This window comes from Microvirga arsenatis (genome assembly GCF_009910705.1).
Lineage (GTDB): Bacteria > Pseudomonadota > Alphaproteobacteria > Rhizobiales > Beijerinckiaceae > Microvirga > Microvirga arsenatis.
In genome coordinates this window covers 32,759-56,415 of the sequence record NZ_JAAAXJ010000019.1, presented here as the reverse complement: position 1 = coordinate 56,415, position 23,657 = coordinate 32,759, and the positions used below count along the sequence as shown (strand labels likewise).

Below are 23,657 nucleotides of genomic sequence, written 5' to 3'. Positions count from 1 at the left end.
TGATGGGCGAAAACCAGTTGCCGAAGGTGATCGCCGGTGTCAGATTCCAGGACGGCGCCGAGATTACAACGATGCCATCACACAACGTCGCCTGATCAGCCTCGTCACCCAAAATCCGTCATAGCTCGGCCATGCTTCATCGAACCAAGGAGCCATCCGCCTTACTCCGCCATGACCGACTTCAGATCAAGGGTCACCATCCGCAGCAGATCCTCGTCCTTCATTTCGGTCAGGTTGATCTCGTCTCCACCAGCCAGCAGATCGTCCGACAGGCCCTTCTTCGCCTCGATCAGCGCGTCGATCTTCTCCTCCACTGTACCCTGACAGACGAATTTGTGGACCAGCACGTTGTTCGTCTGTCCGATCCGGAAGGCGCGGTCCGTGGCCTGGTTCTCCACCGCCGGGTTCCACCACCGATCGAAGTGGACGACGTGAGACGCCGCAGTCAGCGTCAGTCCTGAGCCTCCCGCCTTCAACGACAGGACGAAGAACGGCACTGTCTCATCCTCCTGGAAGGTTCGGACCAGTGCCCGGCGGTGCTTGACCGCGGTGTCGCCATGCAGGATCAACCCGGGCCGGCCGAAGATCCTGCCCAGATACGCCGCCAGAGGCGCCGTCATCTCGCGGAACTGGGTGAAGACCAGCATCTTCTCCTGGCGGGCAGCCACCACCTCGGCGATCTCGCGCAGGCGGGCCCACTTGCCGCTGTCTGCCTCGGCCCACTTGCCATCGTTGAGCCACTGTGAAGGGTGATTGCAGATCTGCTTCAGCCGCATCAGTGTCGCCAGCACGATCCCCTTGCGCCGGATCCCCTCAGCATCCTGCAGGGCCTCAGTCAGATCCGCCACTGTCCTGGCGTAGAGGGCGGCTTGCTTGCGGCTTAGCAGGCACAGCGCCTTGACCTCCGTCTTGTCCGGCAGGTCGGTGATGACAGTCTTGTCGGTTTTCATTCGCCGCAGGATGTAGGGCCGGACCAGATCACGCAGCGGGCCATAGGGGTTGTGCGGCCGCTCGGCCATGGCCTTGGTGGTGCGGCCGAACTCCTTTGCGCTGCCGAGCAGGCCGGGATTGATGAAGTCGAAGATCGACCACAGGTCGCCGAGGTGGTTTTCCACCGGCGTTCCGGTCAGGGCGATCCGGGATTCAGCCTGCAGGGCCTTGGCCGCCCGGGTCTGCTTGGCGTTGGGGTTCTTGATCGCCTGCGCCTCGTCCAGCACCACGAAGCGCCAGGACGTTGCGCCCAGCACCGGCAGGCGCAGCAGCGAGCCATAGCTCGTGATCACCAGGTCCAGATTAGCTAATCCCTCGGCTGCCATCTGATTGAGGTCTTCAGCCGACATCGCCGAGGGATGCACGATCCTCGCGTTCAGCCCGGGGGCGAAGCGCTCGATCTCCGCCGCCCAGTTGGCCAGCAGTGAGGCCGGAGCGACCAACAGGCTCGGCTTGCACGCGGCTCCCTTTCGCTTCTGGATCAGCAGTAGCGACAGGACCTGGATCGTCTTGCCCAGCCCCATGTCGTCGGCCAGGCAGGCGCCAAGCCCAAGCCCGCTCAGGAGATGGAGCCATTCGACGCCGGCTTGCTGGTACGGGCGCAAGCGTCCCTTCAGGGCCGGGCCAGGATCAACACCGGCACCGTCAGGGTTGCGCAGCGCCGTCAGCGTCTCAGTCAGCCACGCTCCGGCCGTGATCTGCGACCACTCGGCAGCTACGGCAGGCTCGTCGTCCCCGGTGGCCTCAGTGCCGGCCAACAGGCGCATGGCCTCGGCAAAGGTGAGCCCCTCCTGCTCGGCAAGGTCCTGCACCTCCTTGAAGCGGCGCATCGCGCGGTCCAAACGCGGACGATCGATCTCGACCCATTGGCCGCGCAGCAACACCAGGGTCTCGGTGCCAGCAAGCAAGGTGGCCATCTCCTTTGCGGTGAGCGGCTCACCCTCCAGGGTCACGTCCATGTGGAAGTCGAGCAGAGCGTCAAGGCCTGTCCCGGATGGCGGGCGGGCGCCAACCGTAGCGGTGACCTGCGGGCGGGATGGGCGGCCTTCGCGCCAGTGAGCGGGCAGGCGCACGATTACACCGGCGCTTTCCAGGTCGGGCACGCTGTTCAGGAGCCGTGCGGCCTCCGCTGAGCTCCAGCGTACGGGATGAAAGATCTCTCCGGTATCGACCATGGCCTTGAGCCAGCCAAAGTGCTCCGCCGCCCGCTGCACAGGCACCAGCAGCGACAACAGCTTGTCCCGATTGGCAGCGCCGGCGTATTCGCGCAAGGCCTGACCGAGCGGCACATGCTGGGCTCTCGCCTGGGCCGACAGGCGCGTGGTGTAGGTGGCCAGGAAGGCAAAGGGCCATTCCGGGTCGCGGCGGTTCTCCGCCAGATTGAAGTGGACACGGCCGATCAGGTTCCAAGCCGGGTTCAGCATCTTGAGGAAAGCCTGCAGATCAGTTCCGGCTGCTATGAACGACGCCGTAAACGCGGTGCCAAGATCGACCCACAGCCGACGCAGGACATCAGCAGTCAGGTATTCTGCCCCCGGCATCATCGGGGCCGTCAGCACGAGCGTTGCGAGTTCAGCCTCGGCCGGCAGGGCAATGGCGGACAGGAAAGCGGCGGACCGTCCCTCTCCTGCCCCACCCGACCCATGAAGACAGACCGCCTCCAGATAGCGGACGGCGAAATCGCGCCACCAGATGAAAGCTGGTGGTAAGGATTGGCCGATCGCGCCCGCGCCAAGCTGCAACAACCCATACCCGGGACTACGGCCAAAAGCCTCGGTCAGCCGTAAGGCTACTTTGTCATCCAGGATGGGCGCGTCGTCTGCTTCCTCCAGCAGGAGGTGCCCACGCGGGGTGAGACGCAACTGCATCCGGGGCATGATGGCTGAGCGAGCTCCGAAACGATTCAATTCGCGCTGTCCGTTCTACAAAAACCACAGGAGCCAGTGAACCCGGCTGAGGGCCCTTCACAAGAAGCACGAGAATTTGACGGGCAGTTGGCGCCGCTGAAAAGGGCATGGCACCATGGCTCACAGGAATGCGCCACAAATGCTCATGCTCTCCGCCTGTCGCACGAGGCTTCACCCTGTCGCGCCATGATCGTCCTGTCCCGCGGCGGGTGTCTCGGCGGCACGTCGCAGGATCCCGTGCTGCCGATCAAAAAGGAGCATGATTTTATCTGGTGCCAGCGCGTCCGGCCAGAAGGTAAAGCCGGCGTGCTGCTGCAGGAACGGATCCCGTCCGCATTCCGGGACCAGGCATTCCCGCTTGCCCTTCGGGCAGTGCGAGAAGGGGCAGAGCCAGCCGCGATAGGGCGTCCTCGTCCTGGCAGCGGCCTTCCTGGCGCGGGAGACCCTGAGTTTGATGACAGGAGAAAGCGCATCGAAAGAGGTCCTCAACCGGGCCCGCTCCGTTATCGCCTCAGATCAGCGCGTCAACAAAATCGAGGAGGTGCCGTCCAACAGGTGCTGGACTTTTGAGAGGGTGGCGTAGTCTCCGGGTGCTGCAACCCACACAGCGGGATTCGGGCGTAGGAGCGCTCCGGCTCCGCGGGAGACCGCGCCATGACGGACCTTTCAGCAAGACCCATTCTGTGCATCCGGCCGGCCAGCCCGAGGCCCGGCTTTTCGACAAATGGATCGAGACGGGCGTGCGCGAGCGGGTGCGGGACTGGATCGTGGCCCTCATCAATGCCGAACGGGAGGCGCTCTCGCCGCCCTACTATGGCCGCAAGGGGCATCACGACCAACCCGCCGGTGCTTGCGGCTGTTGCCATGGCCGCCGCTCGCGCACGCTCACCGGCACCTTCGGCTCCACCGAGATTACCTGCCGCAGGCGCGCCTGCAGGGCGAGGATGGCCGCACCAGCGAGCGGAGGAGCGCCACCCTGCGCGCCTATCAGCGCCGCACCAAGGCTGCCGATGCGCTGATTGCCTCGGCCTATCTGGTCAGCACCAACACCCGGCAGGTGCGCCGGGCGGTGGCTGCCCTGTTCGGCGGCGTCAGCAAGGACACGGTCAGCTGAGTCTGGCGCAAGGTGCAGGCCGACTGGCACGCCTGGAATCAGTGCTCGCTTGCCGGCGAGCCGATCGTGCGGCTGATCCTCGACGACACGGTGGTGCGCGTCCTGCGCGTCCGGCTCGACAAGGAGGCCACCTCCATCTCGCTCCTGGTGGTGATCGGCGTCCGTAAGGACGGGCAGAAGGTGCTGCTGTCGGTCAGGAACATGGGCGGCGAGACCACGTCTGGCGCGCCGTGCTCGACGATCTGGTCGCGCGCTAGCTGCGCCGGCCGGCCTCTGTCATCGTGGATGGCACGCTCGGCCTGGAGCAGGCGCTCGCGGCGGCGTGGGAGGGCGTTCCCGGCAGCGCTGCACGGTACAAGCACCGCAACCGGCTCGCCTATGCCCGAAGCACCTCTCTGACGGAATCACGGCGGATTACACCGCCATGATCTATGCCGCCACAGTCGAGGAGATCCAGGAGCGCCGCCGAGCCGTCCTCCACAAGTGGCGGCTGCGGCATCGGGCGGTGGCCGACAGCCTCGAAAAGGCGGATGAGGCGCTGTTTGCCTTCACGAAGCTGCCGCCATGCTGTTCTGGGCTCTGCTGTCGTCGCGTCAGATCCCCATGAAGGTCGACGGCTGGAAGACGCTTTCCCAGGCCTCAGCCCCAAAGGAGCCGATTGACCTCGCGGCCTGCCCCAATACGATGTTCATGCCGGAGATCGCGCGACCCGAGTTTCCACACGACTCGCGGCGGCACCCGCCTCAGAGCCCAAGCTAAGCCACTGAAATTATCACATCACCTGTCTCACACCAAAGTGCCCAGTGACACGGCCGGCTGTTCCGAGAGTGCTTTGTAGCGGGAACCGCGTGGGCCAGGGCGCGTTGCACCGTGACAAGGCAACAAGCGTTAGGAACAAGTGATGCAGATGCGCAAGCTTGGCTCGGAGGGGCTCGAGGTCTCTGCGCTTGGCCTTGGGTGCATGGGGATGTCCGAATTTTATGGCGGTCGCGACGAGGCCGAGGCAGTCGCGACGATCCATCGCGCACTCGAGCTTGGCGTTACATTCCTCGACACCGCCGACATGTATGGCCCCTTCACCAACGAAATACTGGTTGGCAAGGCGATTGCCGATCGCCGCGACCAGGCTGTGCTTGCGACCAAGTTCGGGAACGTCCGCAGTGAGAACGGCGAATATCTCGGCATTCGCGGAGATAAGGAATATGTACGCCAGGCCTGCGACGCGTCACTGAAGCGGCTGGGGGGCGACCACATCGACCTTTACTACCAGCACCGGGTCGACCCCAACACGCCGATCGAGGAAACGGTGGGCGCCATGGCCGAACTTGTGAACGCCGGGAAGGTCCGCTACCTCGGGCTGTCGGAGGCCGCGCCGGAGACGATCCGCCGTGCCCATGCCGTGCATCCGATCTCGGCTCTCCAGACCGAGTATTCGCTCTGGAGCCGCGAGCCGGAGGAGGAGATCCTGCCGACCGTGCGCGAACTCGGCATCGGCTACGTCGCTTACAGCCCGCTCGGACGCGGCTTTCTCACCGGCCAGATCCGCCGCATCGAGGATCTCGCCGAGGACGACTACCGCCGCAACGCGCCGCGCTTCCAGGGCGAGAACTTCCAGAAGAACCTTGATTTGGTGGCCGAGATCGAGACGATGGCACGCGAGAAGGGCTGCACGCCCTCCCAACTGGCGCTCGCGTGGCTCCTCGCCCAAGGAGACGACATCGTTCCGATCCCGGGGACCAAGAAGCGCGCGCGGCTCGAGGAAAACGTGGGGGCGATCGACGTGCGGATCACGGCTGAGGATCGCGTCCGGATCGACCGCATCCTGCCGCCCGGGGCTGCCGCAGGGACGCGCTATGCCGCACCTCAGATGCAGGCGCTGAACCGTTGAGCGGCGGGCGTCTCGAGGGCAAGGTGGCAATCGTCACCGGCGGCGGGCGCGGGCTCGGCCGAGCCATGGTGCTAGGCCTCGCGGCGGCGGGCGCGCGGGTCGTCGCGACTGCAGCGCGCGAGGCGGCAGAGATCGAAGCGGTGGCTGGCGAGAGCGGGAGCAGCCGCGTCATTCCGATGATCGCTGATGTCGCACGCGAGGAAGACTGCGCTCGCATCGTCGCGCTGGCGCGCGACAGGTTCGGTCGGCTCGATATGCTCGTCAACAACGCCGGTCGCGGGATGAAGTATATCAGCGAGCGCTTTCTGACCGAGCCCACCCGGTTCTGGGAGATCGATCCGGACGTCTGGCGCATGGTGATCGACACCAACGTGAACGGGCCGTTCCTCATGGCCCGGGCAGCGGCGCCGGCGATGATCGACGCCGGTCGCGGGCGGATCGTCAACATCAGCATGAATCACGCCACCATGCGACGGCGCGGTTTTTCGCCCTACGGCCCCTCCAAGGCGGCGCTGGAGTCCGAGACCATCATTTGGGCGCAGGATCTTGACGGCACAGGCGTCACAGTGAACGCTCTGCTTCCGGGCGGCGCGACGGCGACCGGCATGATACCGGAAGGCCTCCCGCAGGAGGCGAGAACCGGACTGCTCGATCCCGCAATCGTTGTCCCACCACTTCTCTGGCTTGCCTCGGAGGCCTCCGATGGGGTGACGGGGCGGCGCCTCGACGCCTCCCGATGGAGGCGAGAGCTATCGGAAGCCGAGGCGGCCAAGGCGGCAATGGACGATGCCGGATGGGCCATCGCCTGACGCCGGGAGGTTCGTCTCCCGCCGACGCGGTGCGTCCACCGCGGTCAGTGGTCGCGGCGGTGAGCAGGGCGGTTTGACCGGGGAGCGGGGCTGATGGAGCACAGGAAGGTTTCGAAGCGGATCCTCACGGCGGCGGGTCTGGTCACCATGGTCTCCCCTTGGATCGCCGACATGGGGCGCACGCACATGCGCAATCCGCACTGGCCCCCACACGCCAAGCAGCACGATGCGCAGACCATCGCGCTTGGGACGGTGCTGGGCGCCGCCAGCGTGTAATTTCGTCCATCGCCGGACCGGCGACTGGCGAACGAACCTTGCGGCCATCGGCACCCTCGGCGCGGCTTTCTGGATCGGACAGGCGGCGAGCATCCTTTTTCCGGGCACGGCGCCCGCCGATCCGGACTCGGAAAGCGACGGGCGGGTGGCCGGAATTCCCGGCCAGCTGATCGCCGACGCCGTCATGGTGCCGCTCGTCGCCCTTGCCTGCCTGATCGGGGCGCGAGACGAGGGAACCTGAACGGAACGCAGCCGCCGGCAGGATGCTTCGTGACCTCCCGGCTCCCGCGGAACCCAGGCTTGCTCAATCCTGAGAGCGGGCACTGTCGGTTGTCGCCTCGGCAGCCGCGAACAGCTCGTCGTCACTGATCTCCTGTCTCGCGGCCAGAAGGCTGCATTGCAATCGGTCCGCCAATGCTGCGGTCACCGAGGGATTGAGCCAGCGGCGCACGAACCCGTAGCGATGGTGTCCAACCACGACGAGGTCGGCCTGCACATCCGTTGCAACTGCGACGATGCGGTCAACCGGCTCGCCCGCTTCCAGACGCGCGCGCGGCGAAAGCCCCATTCGCCTCAGTCGCGAAAGTCCTTCGTCGAGAATCCTGCGGTAATCGTCCATGTCGTAAGGCGGTGCATATGGAACCGCGATTCCCGCCATCGACACGCCGACGCTCATGTCGACGACCGCCAGCAGCACGACGTTTGCCCCGCAGATCTGCGCCAGCCGGGCGCCCTCCCGTAGCGCAAGCCGGCCCTCCGTCGAGCCATCGTAAGCCAGAACGATCGTGCGGTACATCCGATGGGGTCCTGCTTGCCAATCGACGCCTCGGCACATATATAGCATCCTATTTGATAGGGAGCAATCAAGGTGCATGACGGAAGACGTGGAATTCGCAATGGAGCTCGGGAAGGTGGCCCGCCGCTGGCGGACCCGGCTGGACTCGCGCCTGCGCGCCAGGGGACTCACCCAAGCGCGCTGGGTGGCGCTTCTGGCGCTCTCGCGGGCGGACGGCCTGACCCAGCGCGACCTCGCTGCAACACTGGGCGTTGAAGGACCGACGCTGGTCCGAATCCTCGACGGGCTCGAGGCGCAGGGGCTGATCGAGCGTCAATCCTGCCCGGATGATCGGCGGGCGAAGCGCGTCCGCCTGACCGAGGCCGCGGATCCGGTGCTGCGGGAGATCCGAAAGATCGCCGATGCGACACGGAGGGAGCTTCTCGAAGGGATCGCCACCGACGACCTGTCCGTCGCCCGACGGGTTCTTGCGCTCATTGCCGAACGGTTGGAGCAGACCGAGTGAACAAGATTACTGAACTCCGCAGGGACGCCGACGAGAGAAAGCTCGACCGTACTGAGCCAATGCCGGAGGTCGCGCCCGCTGTGCCGCTCGAGGCGGCGGAGGCACCGCCTGCCCGGTGGCGCAGGCGCCCGCTGCGCATCGGCATTCTCCTGATGGCAATCGCGGCGCTCGCCGTCTTCGGCGGTCGCTGGCTCGTGGCGCGCTGGTCCCATGTCTCGATTGATGATGCTCGCATTGCCGCCAGCCTTGTCACGGTTTCCAGCGAAGTCAGCGGCGAGGTACTGGCGATTCCGGTCACGGCGGGCGAGCGCATCGAGGCAGGCGAACTGCTGGTGTCCCTTGATCCCGAGCCGGCCGAGCTCGTCATTGCCGGCACGGAGGCGCGAATCGCCGCGCTCGACGCGCAGGTCGAGCAGCTTCGTGCCCAAAAGGACATGATCCGCTCGCAGATCGAGAGCCGCCTTGCCGCAGCGCGGGCCCAGATCACCGCCGCCGAGGCGAACCACGCCGCGAGCGAGGCGGAATTGCGCAACGTACAGAGCCATTTCGACCGGATCGCCACGCTGGCAAGCCGGCGGATCGCGACGCCGCAGGCCAAGGAGGACGCGCAGGCTAGGCTCGATACCGCGCGTCAGCAGGAGCTGGCGGCGGCGGCCGCCATCGAAACCGCCCGGGCCAATCTGGACGTAGTCCAGTCCGACGCCGGTCAGCTCGCCATCATAGACCGCCAGATCGCAAAGTTGGCGGCCGAGAAGACCGGCCTGGAGGCGGAGCGGGCGCAAAAGCTGATCGACCTGCGAAGCAGTAAGGTGTCGGCGGCGTTCGCCGGCGTGGTGGATGCGACCTTCGTCGATCAGGGCGAATACGTCACGCCGGGCACCCGGCTTCTCATCTACCACCGGCCGGACGAGGTCTGGGTGGACGCGAATGTGAAAGAAACGGACTTCCGCAAGATACGCGTCGGCGCGCCCGCGACGATCTCGGTCGACGCCTACCCTGGCCGTGAGTTCCGCGGCGAAGTCGAGCGCGTCGGCGGCGCCGCAACCAGCCAGCTCGCGCTGCTCCCAAGCCCCAACCCCAGCGGTAATTTCACAAAGGTGACACAGCGGGTGCCGATCCGAGTCTCGATTGACACCGGGGGCGAGGTTCTGTCGCCTGGAATGATGGTGGTGTTGAGCATCGATGTCGGCAACTGAGGCACTTTTCCAACGCTACGGTCCGGTCTACCGGGCCTATGCGACCGGCACGGTGATGATTGCGACGATTTCGGTCGTGCTCTCGACGACGATCGTGAATGTCGCGATACCTGACGTGATGGGCGCCTTCGGTATCAGTGCTGTGCAGGCGCAGTGGCTCTCGACCGGCTTTCTCGCGGCGATGACCGCGACGATGCTGCTCGGCGACTGGGCCGACCGGGCCTTTGGGCTGCGGCTGTCGCTGAACGTGGCGCTCGCGGTTTTCCTCGGAGGATCGGTGCTCGGGGGGCTCGCGCCGAATCAGGGCGTCCTGACGCTGGCGCGCGTGGTGCAGGGAGCGGCCGCGGGCGTGGTGCAGCCATTGAGCATGATCCTGCTCTTCCGCGTCTTTCCGCCCGACAAGCGCGGCGCTGCGATGGGCATCTTCGGCATCGGCGTGGTGCTGGCCCCGGCGCTCGGCCCCTGGCTCGGCGGCCTGCTGATCGACGCGTTCGACTGGCGCTGGGTGTTCTATCTCGGCCTGCCGCCGAGCGTCATGGCGATTGTGCTCGCGAACCTGTTCGTGCCGGGCCGCGATGCGGTTGGGCCGCGCCCTGGCTTCGACTGGACCGGCCTCGGGCTGCTTGTGGTGTTTCTCGCCTCTCTGCTGAACGCGCTCACCAACGCGCAGCGGCTCGGGTGGAGTTCGGACCCGATCCTGCTCCAGTTCGCCATCTCTGCTGCTGCCGCGGTCGGCTTCGTCGCCTGGGAGCTGCGTACGGCGAAGCCGATGCTCGACCTGCGGCTCTTCCGCAACGTGCCCTTCGCCTCGGCTTCCGTTGTCGCCTTCGTCATGGGCGCCGGGCTCTTCGGCTCGACCTACCTGGTGCCGCTGTTCGTGCAGACGATCCAGGGCCTCACGCCGACCCAGGCGGGGCTCCTGCTTATGCCCTCGGGTTTCGTGCTGGTGTTCATCTTTCCGCTGGCGGGGCAGCTCTCCGACAAGCTGCCGGCCACGCTGCTTATCGGGGGCGGCATGGCGCTCTTCGCTTGGTCGTCCTGGCTGACCGCCGCCGTCGAGATCAATACCGGATTCTGGACGTTGGCGTGGTGGACGATCCTGTCGCGGGTCGGGCTCGGCTTCGTCTTCCCGGCCATCTCGGCCGGGCCGCTGAAGACGCTCCCCCGCGAGCTGATCGGGCAGGGCTCGGGCGCTATGAATTTCATCCGACAGCTCGGCGGCGCCTTTGGTGTCAACCTGCTCGCGGTGTTTATGGAGCGCCGCACGATGCTGCACGCCGACGCCTTCGCAGCGACGCAGACGAGCGACAATCCCGCCACAATGGCGCTCCTGCAGGAGGTCGGCAGCATCGTGCACACCGCGGGCCTGCCCGACACCCAGGCGATGGCGGCAGCCTCGCAGTTCCTAGCGCAGATGGTCGTCATCCAGGCGAACACCGCAGCATTTCGCGACGGGTTCCTGGTGGTGACCCTGATCTTTGTGATTGCGCTGATCCCAACCGCCATCATGCACTACGCCTCTACGCGAGCGACGTCCTCCCGAGCGGTACACCCGCCCTCCGGAGGCGGGCCCAGTGATCCTGTCCAGCAGCAGAGCCGCACTCCATTGCCCGATTGAAAACTGACTGCTCCTTTCGAGGAGCCGGCCACGGCGGCCGGCGACCTCGTTTAGGCGACACCATTGCATTGGTACTGTCAAGTTGGCCAGAGTTCTGGTCTATGGCAGGATCTCGGGCATGAGCACGACTGGACTTGCACCGCGAAAGATACTGCTGGCGAATGCGTTGGAGCGGTTGAGGGGAGGTCTGCGTTCAGGCTGTAGGGGCTTGGGTCCAGACCTGGAGGGTTCCATGTCGCTTCGCCCCACCGTGAGTGGTGATGTTCCAACTTCGACCGCGACCGTCGCCCGTGCAGCCTTTCCCCAAGGCAATCCCTATCTGCGCTTGCGCGACCACCTTGGGACGATCTTCACCGACGCCCAGTTCGCGCCGCTCTTCGCCCATCGCGGACAACCGGCGGAATGCCCATGGCGGCTGGCGCTGGTGACCCTGCTCCAGTTCGCCGAGAACCTGTCCGACCGGCGGGCGGCCGATGCTGTCCGCGGTCGCATCGACTGGAAGTATCTCCTGGGATTGGAGCTGACCGATCCTGGTTTCGACGCTTCGGTTCTAAGCGAGTTCCGCGGCCGTCTCGTGGCAGGAGGCGCGGAAGAGCAACTGCTCGACACTCTCCTGGCGCTGTGCCGTGACCTGAAGCTACTGAACGCCCGGGGCCGGCAGCGCACCGACTCCACCCATGTGCTCGGAGCCGTCCGCTTCCTGAACCGCCTCGAATGCGTGACCGAGACCCTGCGGGCTGCCCTGAATGCCTTGGCGATCGCGGCCCCCGAGTGGCTGCGCGCTGAGGCGGATCCTGCCTGGCTGGAGCGCTATGACCGGCGGGCTGGCGATCACGAGGTGCCGCAAGGCGAGGCGAAGCGGCGCGCCCACGCCGAGCAGATTGGTCGTGATGGTCATCAGTTGCTTGCGGCCATCATGGCTCCTGGTGCGCCAATTTGGCTGCGACAGATCCCGGCTGTTGAGTTGTTGCGGCAGGCCTGGGTCCAGAACTTCTGCCTGATGGACGATGTTCCGACCACAGGGACGGAGGCGCCACTTCGGGTGCGGTGGCGGACCGACCAGGAGGGGTTTCCACCCTCCTTGCTGATGGTCGCCTTGAACGAAACTGACAAACCGTGCATTTTCCGGACCAATGCACCCCCAAAGCACACGTGAGGCGACAAGGGCGGCAGCAAGATAACCAGTCCAAGTGTGAAGCCACAGAGGCTGGTCTGTGTACCAGTTGAAGAGGACCGCAGCGGCGAGCAGCCAGTGGATAATGCGGATAATCGGATCCCAAACCGAAATTTTGGCGGCCGTCATGAGGATCTCCTGACTCCAAGATCCTATAGACGTCAGGCCCACCGGTATGAAGCAGCTACTGAACACAGCGATGCAAGGTGTCGCGGCAGGCTTGGCTGCAGATTGTCGCAGATCCAATGAGATTTCCCATTTACACTGCTTGACCTTACCACGGTGGGAAGCCTTAAGCACTTCGGGAATGTTGCAGAGCTGAGGATTTGGATGCTCTTACGCGCCATTCCGTCCGGTTGGATCCCGACCCAAACCTAGTCCGGTTCCCGCTTGTCGAATCCGAACTTTCGTGACACATATCTACCCCTAGTAAACAGGAGCTCCCCTCACTTGCGACTGATGGGCACCATCATTGTTGCGCTGCTTGCGATCACCATGGCGATCCTTCCGATCTCTGGGCCGCAGGGGGCTGCACAAGCTGCACATCAGCACACTGTGTTGACCGCGATTGGGCATTCGCATGGAGAAGCGGACGGAGATCATTCACACGCTGATCAGCAGGTGTCTTTCGACACTGGTGCTTTAGGCATTTCAGATGATCAAGATCCCGACACCCAAGACTGCACGGGTGTGATCTGCTGCAGCATGGGCACTTGCCATGCCTTTCAGATCCCTGCACCACAGAACCTCCACTCTCCGGCCGTCTCGCAGGTCTCTATGGCTATGACCCGCGACGAGCAGGTTGAGGAAATCACCATCGGCGGCCTCGACAGGCCCCCCCGAACCGTCTGAGCCAGGCGCGGGCCGCTAGGGCCCGCACGAATCGGCGCGCCCGCTCCTGAGAGCTGGCTGCGACCGTCCTGAAGCTCGAACCGGTCACCCTTTCCAGAACGCGATCAGAACGTCAGGCCCGTGATGGATGGACCCGTTGTCCGCCAGCAGGCGACCCCGATTCAGAGCCGCCCTGTAGAGGTCCGCCCGGAGATAGACCCCATGATTAAGCTAATTCCCTTTGTCGCCCTTGGCCTCGGCCTTGGCGCGTGCGTGCCCACCACCCCTCCCGCTTACCTGGCCGCGCCCGCCGATCCCGCCGTTGGCACCCGAAGCCCCGGCTACACCGCCGTGACGGCCGGTATCCGCAGTTACGACGTCGTTGAGCCTGGCGACTGGCGCGAGCTCAACCGGCGGGTCGCACCCGGAGCCGGGACTGATCCCGAGCGGGGCGACTCGGACGACGCCGCCCGGCGGGGACGATGACCCATGCCCAGAACCATCACGACATCAGCCGCCCGGGGGCGGCGCGGCAAGGCACGCGCAAGGAAGGCACCAGAATGAATCAACAAGAGTGCACAAGGGGATCGATATCACGGCCAGGGCTGCTTGCGGGCGTTGCCCTCAGCCTGCTTCTCGGGGGCTGCGTCTCGTTCTCGGCGGATGGTGGGCTGTCGACGGCACAAACGCTCGCCTACACCGAACTCAACAAGGACGTCGTCAAGGTTTCCACCGAGGCTGAGGCTCTCGCAATCCAGCAACGCGTTGAAGACCTCCTGAAACGCCCTCTCACCGCGGACAGTGCCGTCCAGATTGCCCTCCTGAAGAACCGCGGCCTGCAGGTTGCCTTCAACGAGCTTGGCGTCTCAGAGGCCGAATTCATCCGGGCCACCTTACCGCCGAACCCGACCGTGTCCCTGTCGCGTCTCGGCGGCAGCCTGGAACTCGAGATCGAGCGGCAGATACTGATCGGGCTGTTCGAGCTGGCGACCCTTCCGGCGCGAGCCGCCATCGCCGAACAGCGCTTCCGAGCGGCCCAGTTCCGGACCGCCGAGGCCGTCCTGCGGCTCGCTGCCGAAACCCGCCGCGAATACTATCGTGCGATCGCGGCCAACCAGCAGGTCGCCTTCATGCAGCAGGCGCTCGGAACGGCGGAGACGGCGTCCGAACTCGCCAAGCAGCTCGGCGAGAGCGGCGCCCTCAACAAGCTGGAGCAGGCCCGCGAGCACGCCTTCTACCAGGAGCTGGGAGCCCAGCTCGCCCGCGCCCGCATCGAGCAGAAGGTCGCCCGCGAACGCCTGATCCGGCAGCTCGGCCTCTGGGGACGCGACATCGACTTCCGCCTGCCGAACTCGTTGCCGCCCCTGCCGGCCCGCATCGCCAGTGCCAAGGACATCGAGCGCCGGGCCTTGGAGCAACGCGTCGACCTGCAGGCCCTGCGTCACGACCTGAATGCGGTCGCAGGGCAGTACGGCCTGACCAACGCGACCCGCTTCGTGACCGATATCGAGCTCGCCGGCCTCTCCAGCTACGAGCGCGCGAAGTCCGTCTCGGTCGACCACGGGGAGGTCGAGATCGAGAAGGAGAAGATCAACAGGCGTGGGCTCGAGGTCGAGTTCACGATCCCGATCTTCGACTTTGGGGCCACGGCGACGCGCGGCGCGCAGGAAGCATACATGGCGGCAGCCAACCGTCTCGCGGAGCGAGCCGTCAACGTCCGTTCGGAGGCCCGCGAGGCCTACCTGCGCTACCGCGGCAACTACGATCTTGCCCGCCATTACCAGAGCCGGGTCCTGCCGTTGCAGAAGAGGATCCAAGACGAGGCCCTGCTTCAATACAGCGGCATGCTTGTTGACGTGAGCCAGCTCATCCTCGACGCGCGTGCCCGCATTCTCAGCAACGTCGACGCCATCAACGCCCGCCGCGACTTCTGGATTGCCGCGACCGATCTCAAGGCCGCCCTCGTGGGTGGCGGGGTGAGCGGCGGCGAAGGAGGCGGGGAAGCCACTACCGCTGCGGCCGGCGGTGCGGCCGCCGGCGGCGGACACTGAACCCTTGAGGACGAACCCATGACCGACTTTTCGCGAAGAGGTTTCCTTGGCGCCGGGGGCTTGGCCCTCGCCGGAGCCAGCATGATCAGCGGACGCACGCAAGCGGCGAGCCTGCCCGAGGCGCCGATCATGACCGAGGCCACGATGCAGCCGCCGCTGTACCCGAAGAGCGGGCCGGACTACCAGCCCGTCGTCACCCTCAACGGCTGGACCCTGCCCTGGCGGCAGAACGGCGACTGGAAGGAGTTCCACCTGGTCGCCGAACCCGTCGTGCGCGAACTCGCCCCCGGCATGAAGGCGCATCTGTGGGGCTATAACGGCCAGTCGCCCGGCCCAACGATCGAAGCGGTCGAGGGAGACAAGGTGCGCATCTTCGTGACCAACAAGCTGCCGGAGAACACGGCGGTGCACTGGCACGGCCAGCTCCTGCCGAACGGCATGGACGGCGTGGGCGGCCTGACCCAGCCGCACATCCCGCCGGGCAAGACCTTCGTGTACGAGTTCATCTGTCAGAAGTCCGGCACCTTCATGTATCACCCGCATTCCGACGAGATGGTCCAGATGGCGATGGGCATGATGGGCTTCTTCGTCGTGCACCCGCGCGATCCGGCCTTCCGCCGTGTCGACCGCGACTTCGTGTTCCTGCTCAATGCGTTCGACATCGAGGCCGGAAGCTACGTCCCGAAGGTCAACACGATGCTCGACTTCAACCTCTGGTGCTGGAACTCGCGCGTCTTCCCCGGCATCGACCCGCTCGTGGTGCGTCAGGGCGACAAGGTGCGCATTCGGTTCGGCAATCTCACCATGACGAACCACCCGATCCACATGCACGGCTACGACTTCAAGGTCACGTGCACGGACGGCGGCTGGGTGCCGGAGGCAGCGCAGTGGCCGGAAGTCTCCGTGGACGTGGCCGTCGGGCAGATGCGCGCCTTCGAGTTCGTGGCCGACGCGCCAGGCGACTGGGCGATTCACTGCCATAAGTCGCACCACACCATGAACGCCATGGGCCACGACGTGAAGACCTATATCGGCGTGAACATGAAGAAGACGGCGGCGGCCATCAAGAAGGTCGCGCCGGGCTACATGCCGATGGGCTCGGCCGGCATGGGCGAGATGGGCTCGATGGAGATGCCGCTGCCCGACAACACGCTGCCGATGATGACGGGGTTCGCCCAGTTCGGGCCTGTTGAGATGGGCGGCATGTTCTCGGTCGTGAAGGTGCGGCCCGGTCTGGCGGCCGACGACTACAAGGATCCGGGTTGGTACAAGCACCCGGAGGGAACCGTTGCCTATGAGTGGACCGGCGAGAAGCTCGCCGAGCCGGCTCGGGCGACCTCACCCGACAGCGGCGTCAAGGCGACGGAGTTCCGCGCCATCGACCGCCGCAAGCGACCGGTCCGCGCAGCCAACGCAACCGGCCACGAAAATCACTGATCCCTACAAGAACCAACGCCGAAGGAGCAACAATCATGGTTCGTACACTTACCCTCGCGGGCGCGCTGGGCGCGCTCGCCCTCTCCTCCACGCTCGCGTTCGCCGGGCCTGGAGAAGCCGGCCACAGCCACAAGTCGTTTGCAGCGGGCGAGCCGGGCGACCCGAAGAAGCCCGTCGCCCGGACCATTGAGGTCACCATGAAGGAGACCGAGGACGCCAAGATGCTGTTCGAGCCCGACCGGGTTGAGATCAAGCGCGGCGAGCAGGTGAAGTTCGTGCTCAAGAACACCGGGAAGGTGGACCATGAGTTCATGCTCGACTCGGTCCAGAACAATGCCAAGCACAAGGTGGCGATGGAGCAGAACCCGGATATGGAGCATGACGATCCGAACGGGAAGCGGCTCGCACCGAGCACCTCCAACGAGATCGTCTGGCGCTTCACCAAGGCCGGCACGTTTGAGTACGCCTGCCTGATCCCGGGCCACTACGAGTCCGGCATGAAAGCCACCGTCATCGTCAAGTGACGGCGCCATCTCCCACCACAACCCTCCATAGGAGTTCGACATGAAGCGTATCACTATCAGCCTCATTGCCACTCTCGCCCTGACGGGCGCTGCCCTCGCCCAGAGCCTGCCGACGGTCTCCGGCACCGTCGAGAAGGTGGACACCGCGCAGGGCAAGATCACCATCGACCATGGCGCCATCCCGAACCTCAACATGGATGCCATGACAATGGTGTTCCGGGCCCAAGACCCGGCCCTGCTCAAGGATGTGAAGGCTGGAGATAAGGTCCAGTTCACCGCCGACCGCGTGAACGGCCAGATCTCCGTCACCTCGATTAAGAAGGGCAAATAAGGCCCCAGCCGCCCCGCAATCGGTGCCCGAGACCCATCGATGCGGGGCGGCTCACCCGCTTTAGGAGAACTGCGATGAAACGCATGATCGCCACCCTCACGGCCACTGCATTGGTTTTTGTCGGCCCAATCCTTTCTGCGCAGGCCCAGCCTGCCAAAGGGGCACCGGCCGCCTATGAACGCGTCCGTGAGGTCATGAACGACCGGTTCAAGGACATGAAGCTCACCGGCGATCCCGATAAGGATTTCGCCGCGATTCTCATTGCCCACCATGAAGACCTGATCTTCCTCGCCCGAACCCAGCTAGAGCACGGCGCGGACGAGCAGCTCCGCCGGGTCGCACAGAAGATCCTTGATGAGGAGCAAAAGCAGATTTCCGAACTGAAGGAATGGCAGGTCCGCAATCGGCAGGCGGATTATCGCGCCCGCCTGGACCAGCCGCCTCATGGATCCGGACCACTGGATCAGCGCGGGGCCCAAACAGCGCAGGCCACTCCGGCTCCAACTGCACCGGCACCCGCAGCCGCACCGGCGCAACCCGCGCCAGCCGCAAGCCAAGCCCCGATGGTTTCCGGAACGGTCGAGAAGGTCGACACGGCCCAGAACAAGATCACGCTTGATCACGGTGCGATCCCGAATCTCAACATGGATGCGATGACGATGGTGTTTCGCGTCCAGGATCCCGCACTCCTGAAGGGCGTGAAGGCCGGCGACAAGGTTCAGTTTCAGGCTGACCGCGTCAATGGTCAGATCTCCGTGATCAGCATCCGGAAAGGTCGCTAGCCACCTTGTTCCGCCTGCTCATATCAGGCGGGTCGCCGGCCGCTGCGTTAATGGAACCACCGCAGTGGCCGGCGACAACCAACAGTAGAATCAGGATATTTTCAGTGCTTACATTGCGTAATTTTGTTGTTGGAGCTGCCGCCGCCGCTGCAGTCTCAACCGTTTCCATTTTCCTGCCTTGCTCCGCGGTTGCTGATGACGAGGGCGCCGTTCTCGGCGAGGTTGCGCTTTCCAATATCGCGGCCACTCCGGCCCGCGCCGGTGAAACAACCATCATCACCTTCTCGATTGAAAACGCAGGGACCGACCGCATCCTCATCACCGGACTGCAAATGCCAGGTGGCGAGCCGGCGCGGATCATGGGATCCTTTGGACAAGCCCAAAGCGGTGACATCGGATCGTTGCCGGTCAGGGCCGGCGCAACTGAGCAATTGGATGGCAGAAGGATCTGGATCGAGGTCGGCCCACTGACCCAGGATCTTGAGCCGGATTCCACCATCAACGCGCGGCTCGTTCTCGACACCTTTGAGAGCCCGCTGTCGCTCCACGTTGGGCCGGTGGCCACAGGCTCGACTGCCAAAGCTAACACTCCGAGCATTGTGGGGGCAGCCGAAACTCCTGCAACGACTTCAGACCGCCGCGTTGGATGCTGAACCTGTCCCGCCTCGTCGGCCCGTACGTACCGGAGGCTTGGTTGGCGACTGGAGCCAGCCAAGCGAGCAAGGATCAACGGCGATCCGACGACCTGCCGGAGTATTTGGAGAATGACTTCGACCGGCAGGCACTCGTGCCGCGGTTTCTGGTTCTGGCGATCCTCGGCGCGGCGGCGTTGCTGGAGTATGGCCATGGCCACCGGGAAGGTCATTGGATCGTCCTGGCAATCTACTGGCTGACGACAATCGCACTGGCGCTATCGTCACGTCTCACCGCCAGTTGGGCGTGGTTGCCGTGGGTTGCCACGGTGACGGATGCAGGACTGGCGGTCTACGTGATCGCTGATCATCTGCCCCGCGATGCGCATGACATGCTTCTTGCGACCGACGCTGTCAGTCTGTTCCCCGCCTTCCTGCTTCTCATCCAAACAGGCTTGCGGTTGCGGCGTGACCTTGTGGCCGCATTCGCTGGCATTGTACTCCTTGGATGGATCGCATCGTTCACGCTGCTCGTCGGACCTGAGGCCCTGCCAGCCCCAAGAAGCCCAAGCGCGTTAGCCGCGCGGCAGGCACTTGCATTCATCTCGTTTGCAGCAGCGGCTGGGTTTGTTTTTTATGCCGTGCGCCGAATGCGGATGGCCTGGTCCACCATTCTGCGGGCTCAATGGGACCAAATGCTCCTGTCACGTTTCCTGCCTGAAGGCGTGGCGACCGAAGTGGTCACAGGCGATGAGGCGGCGGAAATCGCGGAGCGTCATGCCTGTCTCCTGCTGGTTGATATCCGTGGTTTCTCCGCGTTGACCCAAAGTCGACCAAGCCAGGAGGTCATCAGCGATCTCATGGCCTTCAGACGTTTCGTCCATGGAGCCGTTTCTCGCCATAACGGCATTGTCGACAAGTATCTCGGCGATGGCGTGCTTGCCGTCTTCCTCCATGGAACACCCGAACAGCAAGCTGCTCATGCGTTTGAGGCAGCATGCGAGATCCTGCGCCCGTTGGACACATGGAAGAGCCACGCGCATGCTCCAGCCGGCGTTCACGTCATCGCGACGCTGCACTGCGGCTCCGTTCTTGCTGGTGTTTTCGATGACGGCAGGCGCGCTGAGTTCACAGTGCTGGGGCCGGCAATGAACGCGCTGCCACGCATGGAACGGCGGTCCAAAGAAGCCAACCTCGGTGTGGTCGTGTCCAAACGGTTCTTGCGCCTTCTGCCACCGTCCGCTCAGGCCAGGATTGACGCTCGACCGGTGGAAAGACGTCCAGGAGACGAACAATTACCCGATATTCTCTCAGTGCGCTTCATGCACCCAGGTGCTGGGGTTCATCGGGGCACATCGGGTTGAACCACGTCTTGGAATATGGCGGTCTTCTGCTCGCAGCGTTCCTGTCGGCGACGGTTCTGCCGTTCCAATCCGAAGTCGTTTTGTTCGGGCTCCTTATCACGGAGCATTACCAGTGGTGGCTTCTTATCCTGGTGGCCAGTGTCGGGAACACCCTTGGTTCGGCCGTGAACTGGCTCTTGGGACGCCTGTTGTCCCAATTTGAGAGTCGCCCGTGGTTCCCGCTCAAGCGCGAGACGATTGCGCGGGCCGAAGGGTGGTACCATCGCTATGGACGCTGGTCCCTGCTCCTGAGCTGGCTCCCCTTTGTCGGTGATCCCCTCACAATTGTGGCCGGCGTGTTGCGCGAGCCGTTCCTGATCTTCGTCGCCATCGTGGCTGTCGCCAAGACAGCCCGATATTTCGCTGTGGCAGCCATGACGTTCGGCTGGTTCTGAGATGGTGCATTCCACGCGAGCAAGCAGAGACGGTGAAACGGGAACAAAACCGCACAACAAACGCGAACTGATCGGCACCAGGCGACTGTGGGCAGTGATTGAGACCCGAACGCCCTGTTGTCCGACTTGCTCTCGGCGGCCTCCGGCGTGCGGCGGCCAAGAGCAAAATTTGGCCACGCCTCTTCAACGAAGGAGAAGTTCATGCGCTCTATTGCTATGTCCGTTGCCCTGCTGCTCGTCGGGCTCAGCCATGCCCAGGCTCAGGATGCTGCCGCCGGCGAGAAGGTGTTTGCGCAATGCAGAGCCTGCCACCAGATCGGAGAAAGTGCAAAAAACGCCGTAGGGCCCATGCTGAACGGGCTTATCGGGCGTCATTCGGGTTCTGTCGAGGGCTACAACTACTCTCCTGCTAACAAGAATTCAGGCCTGACCTGGGATGAAGCCACTTTCCGGGATTACATCAAAGATCCTCGCGCCAAGGTACCAGGCACCAAAATGATCTATGCAGGCCTGAAGGACGAGCAGAGGGTTAATGATTTGATCGCCTATCTCAAGCAGTTCGATGCGAGTGGAAAAAAGGTCACTCAGTAGCCTCAATCGACTTTCATATCGAACGGCAAAGCTACAGACCAGATCGGGCGAGGAGTAGGCCCGATCTGGGCCCCGGTTCAAGTGCGTCAGCCAATCACCGGGAAGCCCTCATGTCACATCGTGCAATCCTCAGGCTTGTTTCGTCAGTGATCACCTTAGGCCTCTCCGGGGCCATGGCACACGACTGGTACCCGGTCGCCTGCTGCAGCCAGAGGGACTGCAGGCATCTGGAAGAAGCCAAGGGTGAGACAGTTCTTGAAACACCTGGAGGATGGCAGCTGTGGGACGGCCGGACCGTGGCAAGAGGTACGGCGAGGCTCTCGCCCGACAGCCTGTTCCATCTCTGTGAGCTCCCCGACAGGCGCATCATTTGCTTCTTCGCTCCGCCAGGAGCCTCCTAAAGGTGAAAAGCCCTGTTCGGATCGGTTGGATGCGGCTCAAAATGTTCTTGCGAAGTCGTTTCCACTTGCGCCAGATCAAGGCCTCCCAGCATGCAACCTGTTCTACTGCGACCCCGAACACGAAGAGTGAGGGCTATGGCACTGAACGAACTTGAATTGACGTCTGCTGAGCTCCCGCTCCAGGCCGTTGACAAACCGACAGTCGGGTCGCGCGACCTTCCGTTCTTGACGCAACAAGCGGGCCACTGGCAGGAACCCACACTGAACCTTCAGCCGGTCGGCGTGCAAATGGCACAGCGCGATTTCTGGATGTACATGAAAGACGTCGGTGAGCGGTCAATCCTGTTCCTGGACACGCTCCGGCAGCGGGCCGACAACATGCTGGCCCACGACCGTGCCGGCAAGCCCCCTCTTCTTGATTTCGACTACGAGATCATACTCGATGCTGGCCACTTCAAACCTCCAACAAACTATTCACTCCTGCGTATCACCCGGGTGGGCGGGGATTGCCTCGCGGACTGCGTCGACTCGACGAAACCCCCAGTCGTCGTCTTCGACCCGCGTGCCGGGCATGGTCCCGGGATCGGTGGCTTCAAGCGCGACTCCGAGGTTGGTTTGGCGCTCCGCGCTGGGCACCCGGTGTACTTCGTGGCATTCGCGCCTGAGCCGGTCCTGGGCCAGACCCTGCTCGATGTCCTGCACACGCTCCGACGCTTCGTGGAGGAGGTCGCCAACCGTCATCCGGGCCGAGCGCCCATCCTGTACGGCAACTGCCAGGCCGGATGGGCGATCACGATCTTGGCCGCCGACTGCGCCGGCTTGGTCGGTCCAGCGGTCCTGAACGGTTCGCCGTTGTCGTACTGGGCAGGGGAAGCGGGCATCAACCCGATGCGGATCGCCGGTGGCTTCGTCGGCGGCGCTTGGCTCGCCCATCTGCTGGGTGACCTCGGCCAGGGGCGCTTCGACGGCGCCTGGCTCGTCCAGAATTTCGAGAACCTTAAGCCAGAGGCAGTCTGGGAGAAGTACGCCAACCTGTTCGCTAACATCGAGACGGAACGCGAGCGGTTCCTGGAGTTCGAGCGCTGGTGGAACGGCTTCTACTTCCTGAGCCGGGAGGAGATCGTCGCCATCGTCGAGAACCTCTTCGTCGGCAACCGGCTGGAGGAAGGCCTCGTGCAGGTCTGCGACGGGTGCCATGTCGACCTGCGGCAGATCGGGAATCCGCTGGTGATCTTCGCTTCCTACGGCGACAACATCACCCCGCCGCATCAGGCGCTCGGCTGGATCCCCGCCGTGTATGCCAGCACCGAGGACCTGAAGCAGGCAGGGCAGAGGATCGTCTACCTGACCAACCCGCACATCGGGCATCTCGGGATCTTCGTCTCTGCCAAAGTGGCCAACCTGGAGCACCGCGCGATCCTTGAGAACCTCTCCCGGGTCGGGGAGTTGGAGCCAGGTCTTTACGAGATGCGGATCGGATTGCCCGCGACCAATGCCGAACAACAGGGCACCCGCGAGGTTACCTTCGAGGAGCGGCGCGTCGAAGATCTCGACTTTGGATATCCGCGCCGTTCGTTCGAGCACGTCCGTGAGATATCGGAGGCGAACGAGGCAGCCTACCGGATGCTCTGGAGCTCCTGGATCCAGGCCGCTGTAACGCCCTGGTCCGCGGCCATGGCCGAGGTGTTGCATCCCATGCGCGTGAGCCGCACGATGTTTTCCGAGGACTTCAGCCCCTGGATGCGAGGCGTCCGCATGCTGGCGGCAATGGAGCAGGATCACACGGCGCTCCCGTCGGAGAACCCGTTTAAGGCGGCCGAGGCGGCCTGGTTTTACGACGTCACCCGCATGATTGAGGCCGGTCGAAGGATCCGGGACGCTTGGGCGGAGCGCCTGTTCGCGACCGCCTTCGGCGGAGGGCTCTCCTCCCCGCCGCCGGCCCGTAGGCACTCTGACCAGAACGCTTGACCTTCCCATCGTGGGAAACCTTAGGCTTCCCGTATCGC

The 23,657-nt window shown here is 64.3% G+C and carries 20 protein-coding genes and 2 pseudogenes; 20 read left to right on the top strand and 2 right to left on the bottom strand.

Annotated elements, in window-relative coordinates; all coding sequences use genetic code 11:
* Positions 1-161 precede the first annotated feature (161 nt).
* Positions 162-2,858, bottom strand: a complete 2,697-nt coding sequence (locus GR303_RS21095; protein WP_246726467.1) for a DEAD/DEAH box helicase — start codon at positions 2,856-2,858, stop codon at positions 162-164.
* A 722-nt stretch (positions 2,859-3,580) separates the two neighbouring features.
* Between GR303_RS21095 and GR303_RS21090 the strand changes: the two are divergent.
* The 5 genes and pseudogenes from GR303_RS21090 to GR303_RS21070 all read left to right on the top strand — a co-directional run.
* Positions 3,581-4,683, top strand: a pseudogene (locus GR303_RS21090) (transposase); the annotation flags it as partial.
* A gap of 229 nt (positions 4,684-4,912) precedes the next feature.
* Positions 4,913-5,899, top strand: coding sequence for an aldo/keto reductase (locus GR303_RS21085; protein WP_161725598.1), 987 nt, complete (start codon positions 4,913-4,915; stop codon positions 5,897-5,899).
* A gap of 23 nt (positions 5,900-5,922) precedes the next feature.
* Entirely contained in the window at positions 5,923-6,708 is a 786-nt protein-coding gene (locus tag GR303_RS21080) for an SDR family NAD(P)-dependent oxidoreductase (RefSeq protein WP_201752173.1), read from the top strand.
* 93 nt (positions 6,709-6,801) lie between these two features.
* On the top strand, positions 6,802-6,984 hold the full coding sequence (locus GR303_RS21075) for a DUF6640 family protein (protein ID WP_161725601.1): 183 nt from the start codon (positions 6,802-6,804) through the stop codon (positions 6,982-6,984).
* Positions 6,935-7,225, top strand: a complete 291-nt coding sequence (locus GR303_RS21070) for a hypothetical protein (RefSeq protein ID WP_161725602.1) — start codon at positions 6,935-6,937, stop codon at positions 7,223-7,225. Before GR303_RS21075 ends, GR303_RS21070 begins: the two co-directional genes overlap by 50 nt.
* A gap of 63 nt (positions 7,226-7,288) precedes the next feature.
* Here the strand turns inward: GR303_RS21070 and GR303_RS21065 are convergent, their stop codons facing one another.
* Positions 7,289-7,780, bottom strand: a complete 492-nt coding sequence (locus GR303_RS21065) for a universal stress protein (RefSeq protein WP_161725604.1) — start codon at positions 7,778-7,780, stop codon at positions 7,289-7,291.
* A 76-nt stretch (positions 7,781-7,856) separates the two neighbouring features.
* Between GR303_RS21065 and slyA the strand changes: the two genes are divergently transcribed.
* From slyA to GR303_RS20990, 15 genes and pseudogenes are all read left to right on the top strand, one after another.
* Positions 7,857-8,285, top strand: a complete 429-nt coding sequence (gene slyA / locus GR303_RS21060; protein ID WP_161725605.1) for a transcriptional regulator SlyA — start codon at positions 7,857-7,859, stop codon at positions 8,283-8,285.
* The gene (locus GR303_RS21055; RefSeq protein WP_161725607.1) at positions 8,282-9,481 is read left to right on the top strand and encodes an efflux RND transporter periplasmic adaptor subunit; all 1,200 of its coding nucleotides are present in this window, start codon (positions 8,282-8,284) and stop codon (positions 9,479-9,481) included. Before slyA ends, GR303_RS21055 begins: the two co-directional genes overlap by 4 nt.
* A complete protein-coding gene (locus GR303_RS21050) occupies positions 9,468-11,099 on the top strand; it encodes a DHA2 family efflux MFS transporter permease subunit (protein WP_161725608.1) in 1,632 nt (543 codons plus the stop codon). Before GR303_RS21055 ends, GR303_RS21050 begins: the two co-directional genes overlap by 14 nt.
* 232 nt (positions 11,100-11,331) lie before the next feature.
* Positions 11,332-12,093 (top strand): annotated as a pseudogene (locus GR303_RS21045) (transposase); the annotation flags it as partial.
* 639 nt (positions 12,094-12,732) lie between these two features.
* The gene (locus tag GR303_RS21040; RefSeq protein WP_161725610.1) at positions 12,733-13,125 is read left to right on the top strand and encodes a hypothetical protein; all 393 of its coding nucleotides are present in this window, start codon (positions 12,733-12,735) and stop codon (positions 13,123-13,125) included.
* 539 nt (positions 13,126-13,664) lie between these two features.
* The gene (locus tag GR303_RS21035; protein ID WP_246205741.1) at positions 13,665-15,155 is read left to right on the top strand and encodes a TolC family protein; all 1,491 of its coding nucleotides are present in this window, start codon (positions 13,665-13,667) and stop codon (positions 15,153-15,155) included.
* Positions 15,156-15,173: 18 nt separating this feature from the next.
* Positions 15,174-16,592 carry a multicopper oxidase family protein gene (locus GR303_RS21030; protein WP_161725612.1) on the top strand — a complete coding sequence of 473 codons (1,419 nt, stop codon included), beginning with the start codon at positions 15,174-15,176 and terminating at the stop codon, positions 16,590-16,592.
* A gap of 35 nt (positions 16,593-16,627) precedes the next feature.
* On the top strand, positions 16,628-17,116 hold the full coding sequence (locus GR303_RS21025) for a cupredoxin domain-containing protein (protein WP_161725614.1): 489 nt from the start codon (positions 16,628-16,630) through the stop codon (positions 17,114-17,116).
* 40 nt (positions 17,117-17,156) lie between these two features.
* Entirely contained in the window at positions 17,157-17,447 is a 291-nt protein-coding gene (locus tag GR303_RS21020) for a copper-binding protein (RefSeq protein ID WP_161725616.1), read from the top strand.
* 74 nt (positions 17,448-17,521) lie between these two features.
* Positions 17,522-18,229 carry a copper-binding protein gene (locus GR303_RS21015; RefSeq protein WP_161725617.1) on the top strand — a complete coding sequence of 236 codons (708 nt, stop codon included), beginning with the start codon at positions 17,522-17,524 and terminating at the stop codon, positions 18,227-18,229.
* Between the two features lie 104 nt (positions 18,230-18,333).
* A complete protein-coding gene (locus GR303_RS21010; protein WP_161725619.1) occupies positions 18,334-18,882 on the top strand; it encodes a hypothetical protein in 549 nt (182 codons plus the stop codon).
* Positions 18,876-20,225, top strand: coding sequence for an adenylate/guanylate cyclase domain-containing protein (locus tag GR303_RS21005; protein WP_161725620.1), 1,350 nt, complete (start codon positions 18,876-18,878; stop codon positions 20,223-20,225). Before GR303_RS21010 ends, GR303_RS21005 begins: the two co-directional genes overlap by 7 nt.
* Entirely contained in the window at positions 20,222-20,659 is a 438-nt protein-coding gene (locus GR303_RS21000) for a YqaA family protein (RefSeq protein ID WP_161725622.1), read from the top strand. The genes GR303_RS21005 and GR303_RS21000 overlap by 4 nt, the downstream gene beginning before the upstream one ends.
* A gap of 201 nt (positions 20,660-20,860) precedes the next feature.
* Positions 20,861-21,250: a c-type cytochrome gene (locus GR303_RS20995; RefSeq protein WP_161725623.1), complete on the top strand. Its 390-nt coding sequence runs from the start codon at positions 20,861-20,863 to the stop codon at positions 21,248-21,250.
* Between the two features lie 689 nt (positions 21,251-21,939).
* Complete coding sequence (locus GR303_RS20990; RefSeq protein WP_246205747.1) at positions 21,940-23,619, top strand: DUF3141 domain-containing protein; 1,680 nt, start codon at positions 21,940-21,942, stop codon at positions 23,617-23,619.
* Positions 23,620-23,657 lie beyond the last annotated feature (38 nt).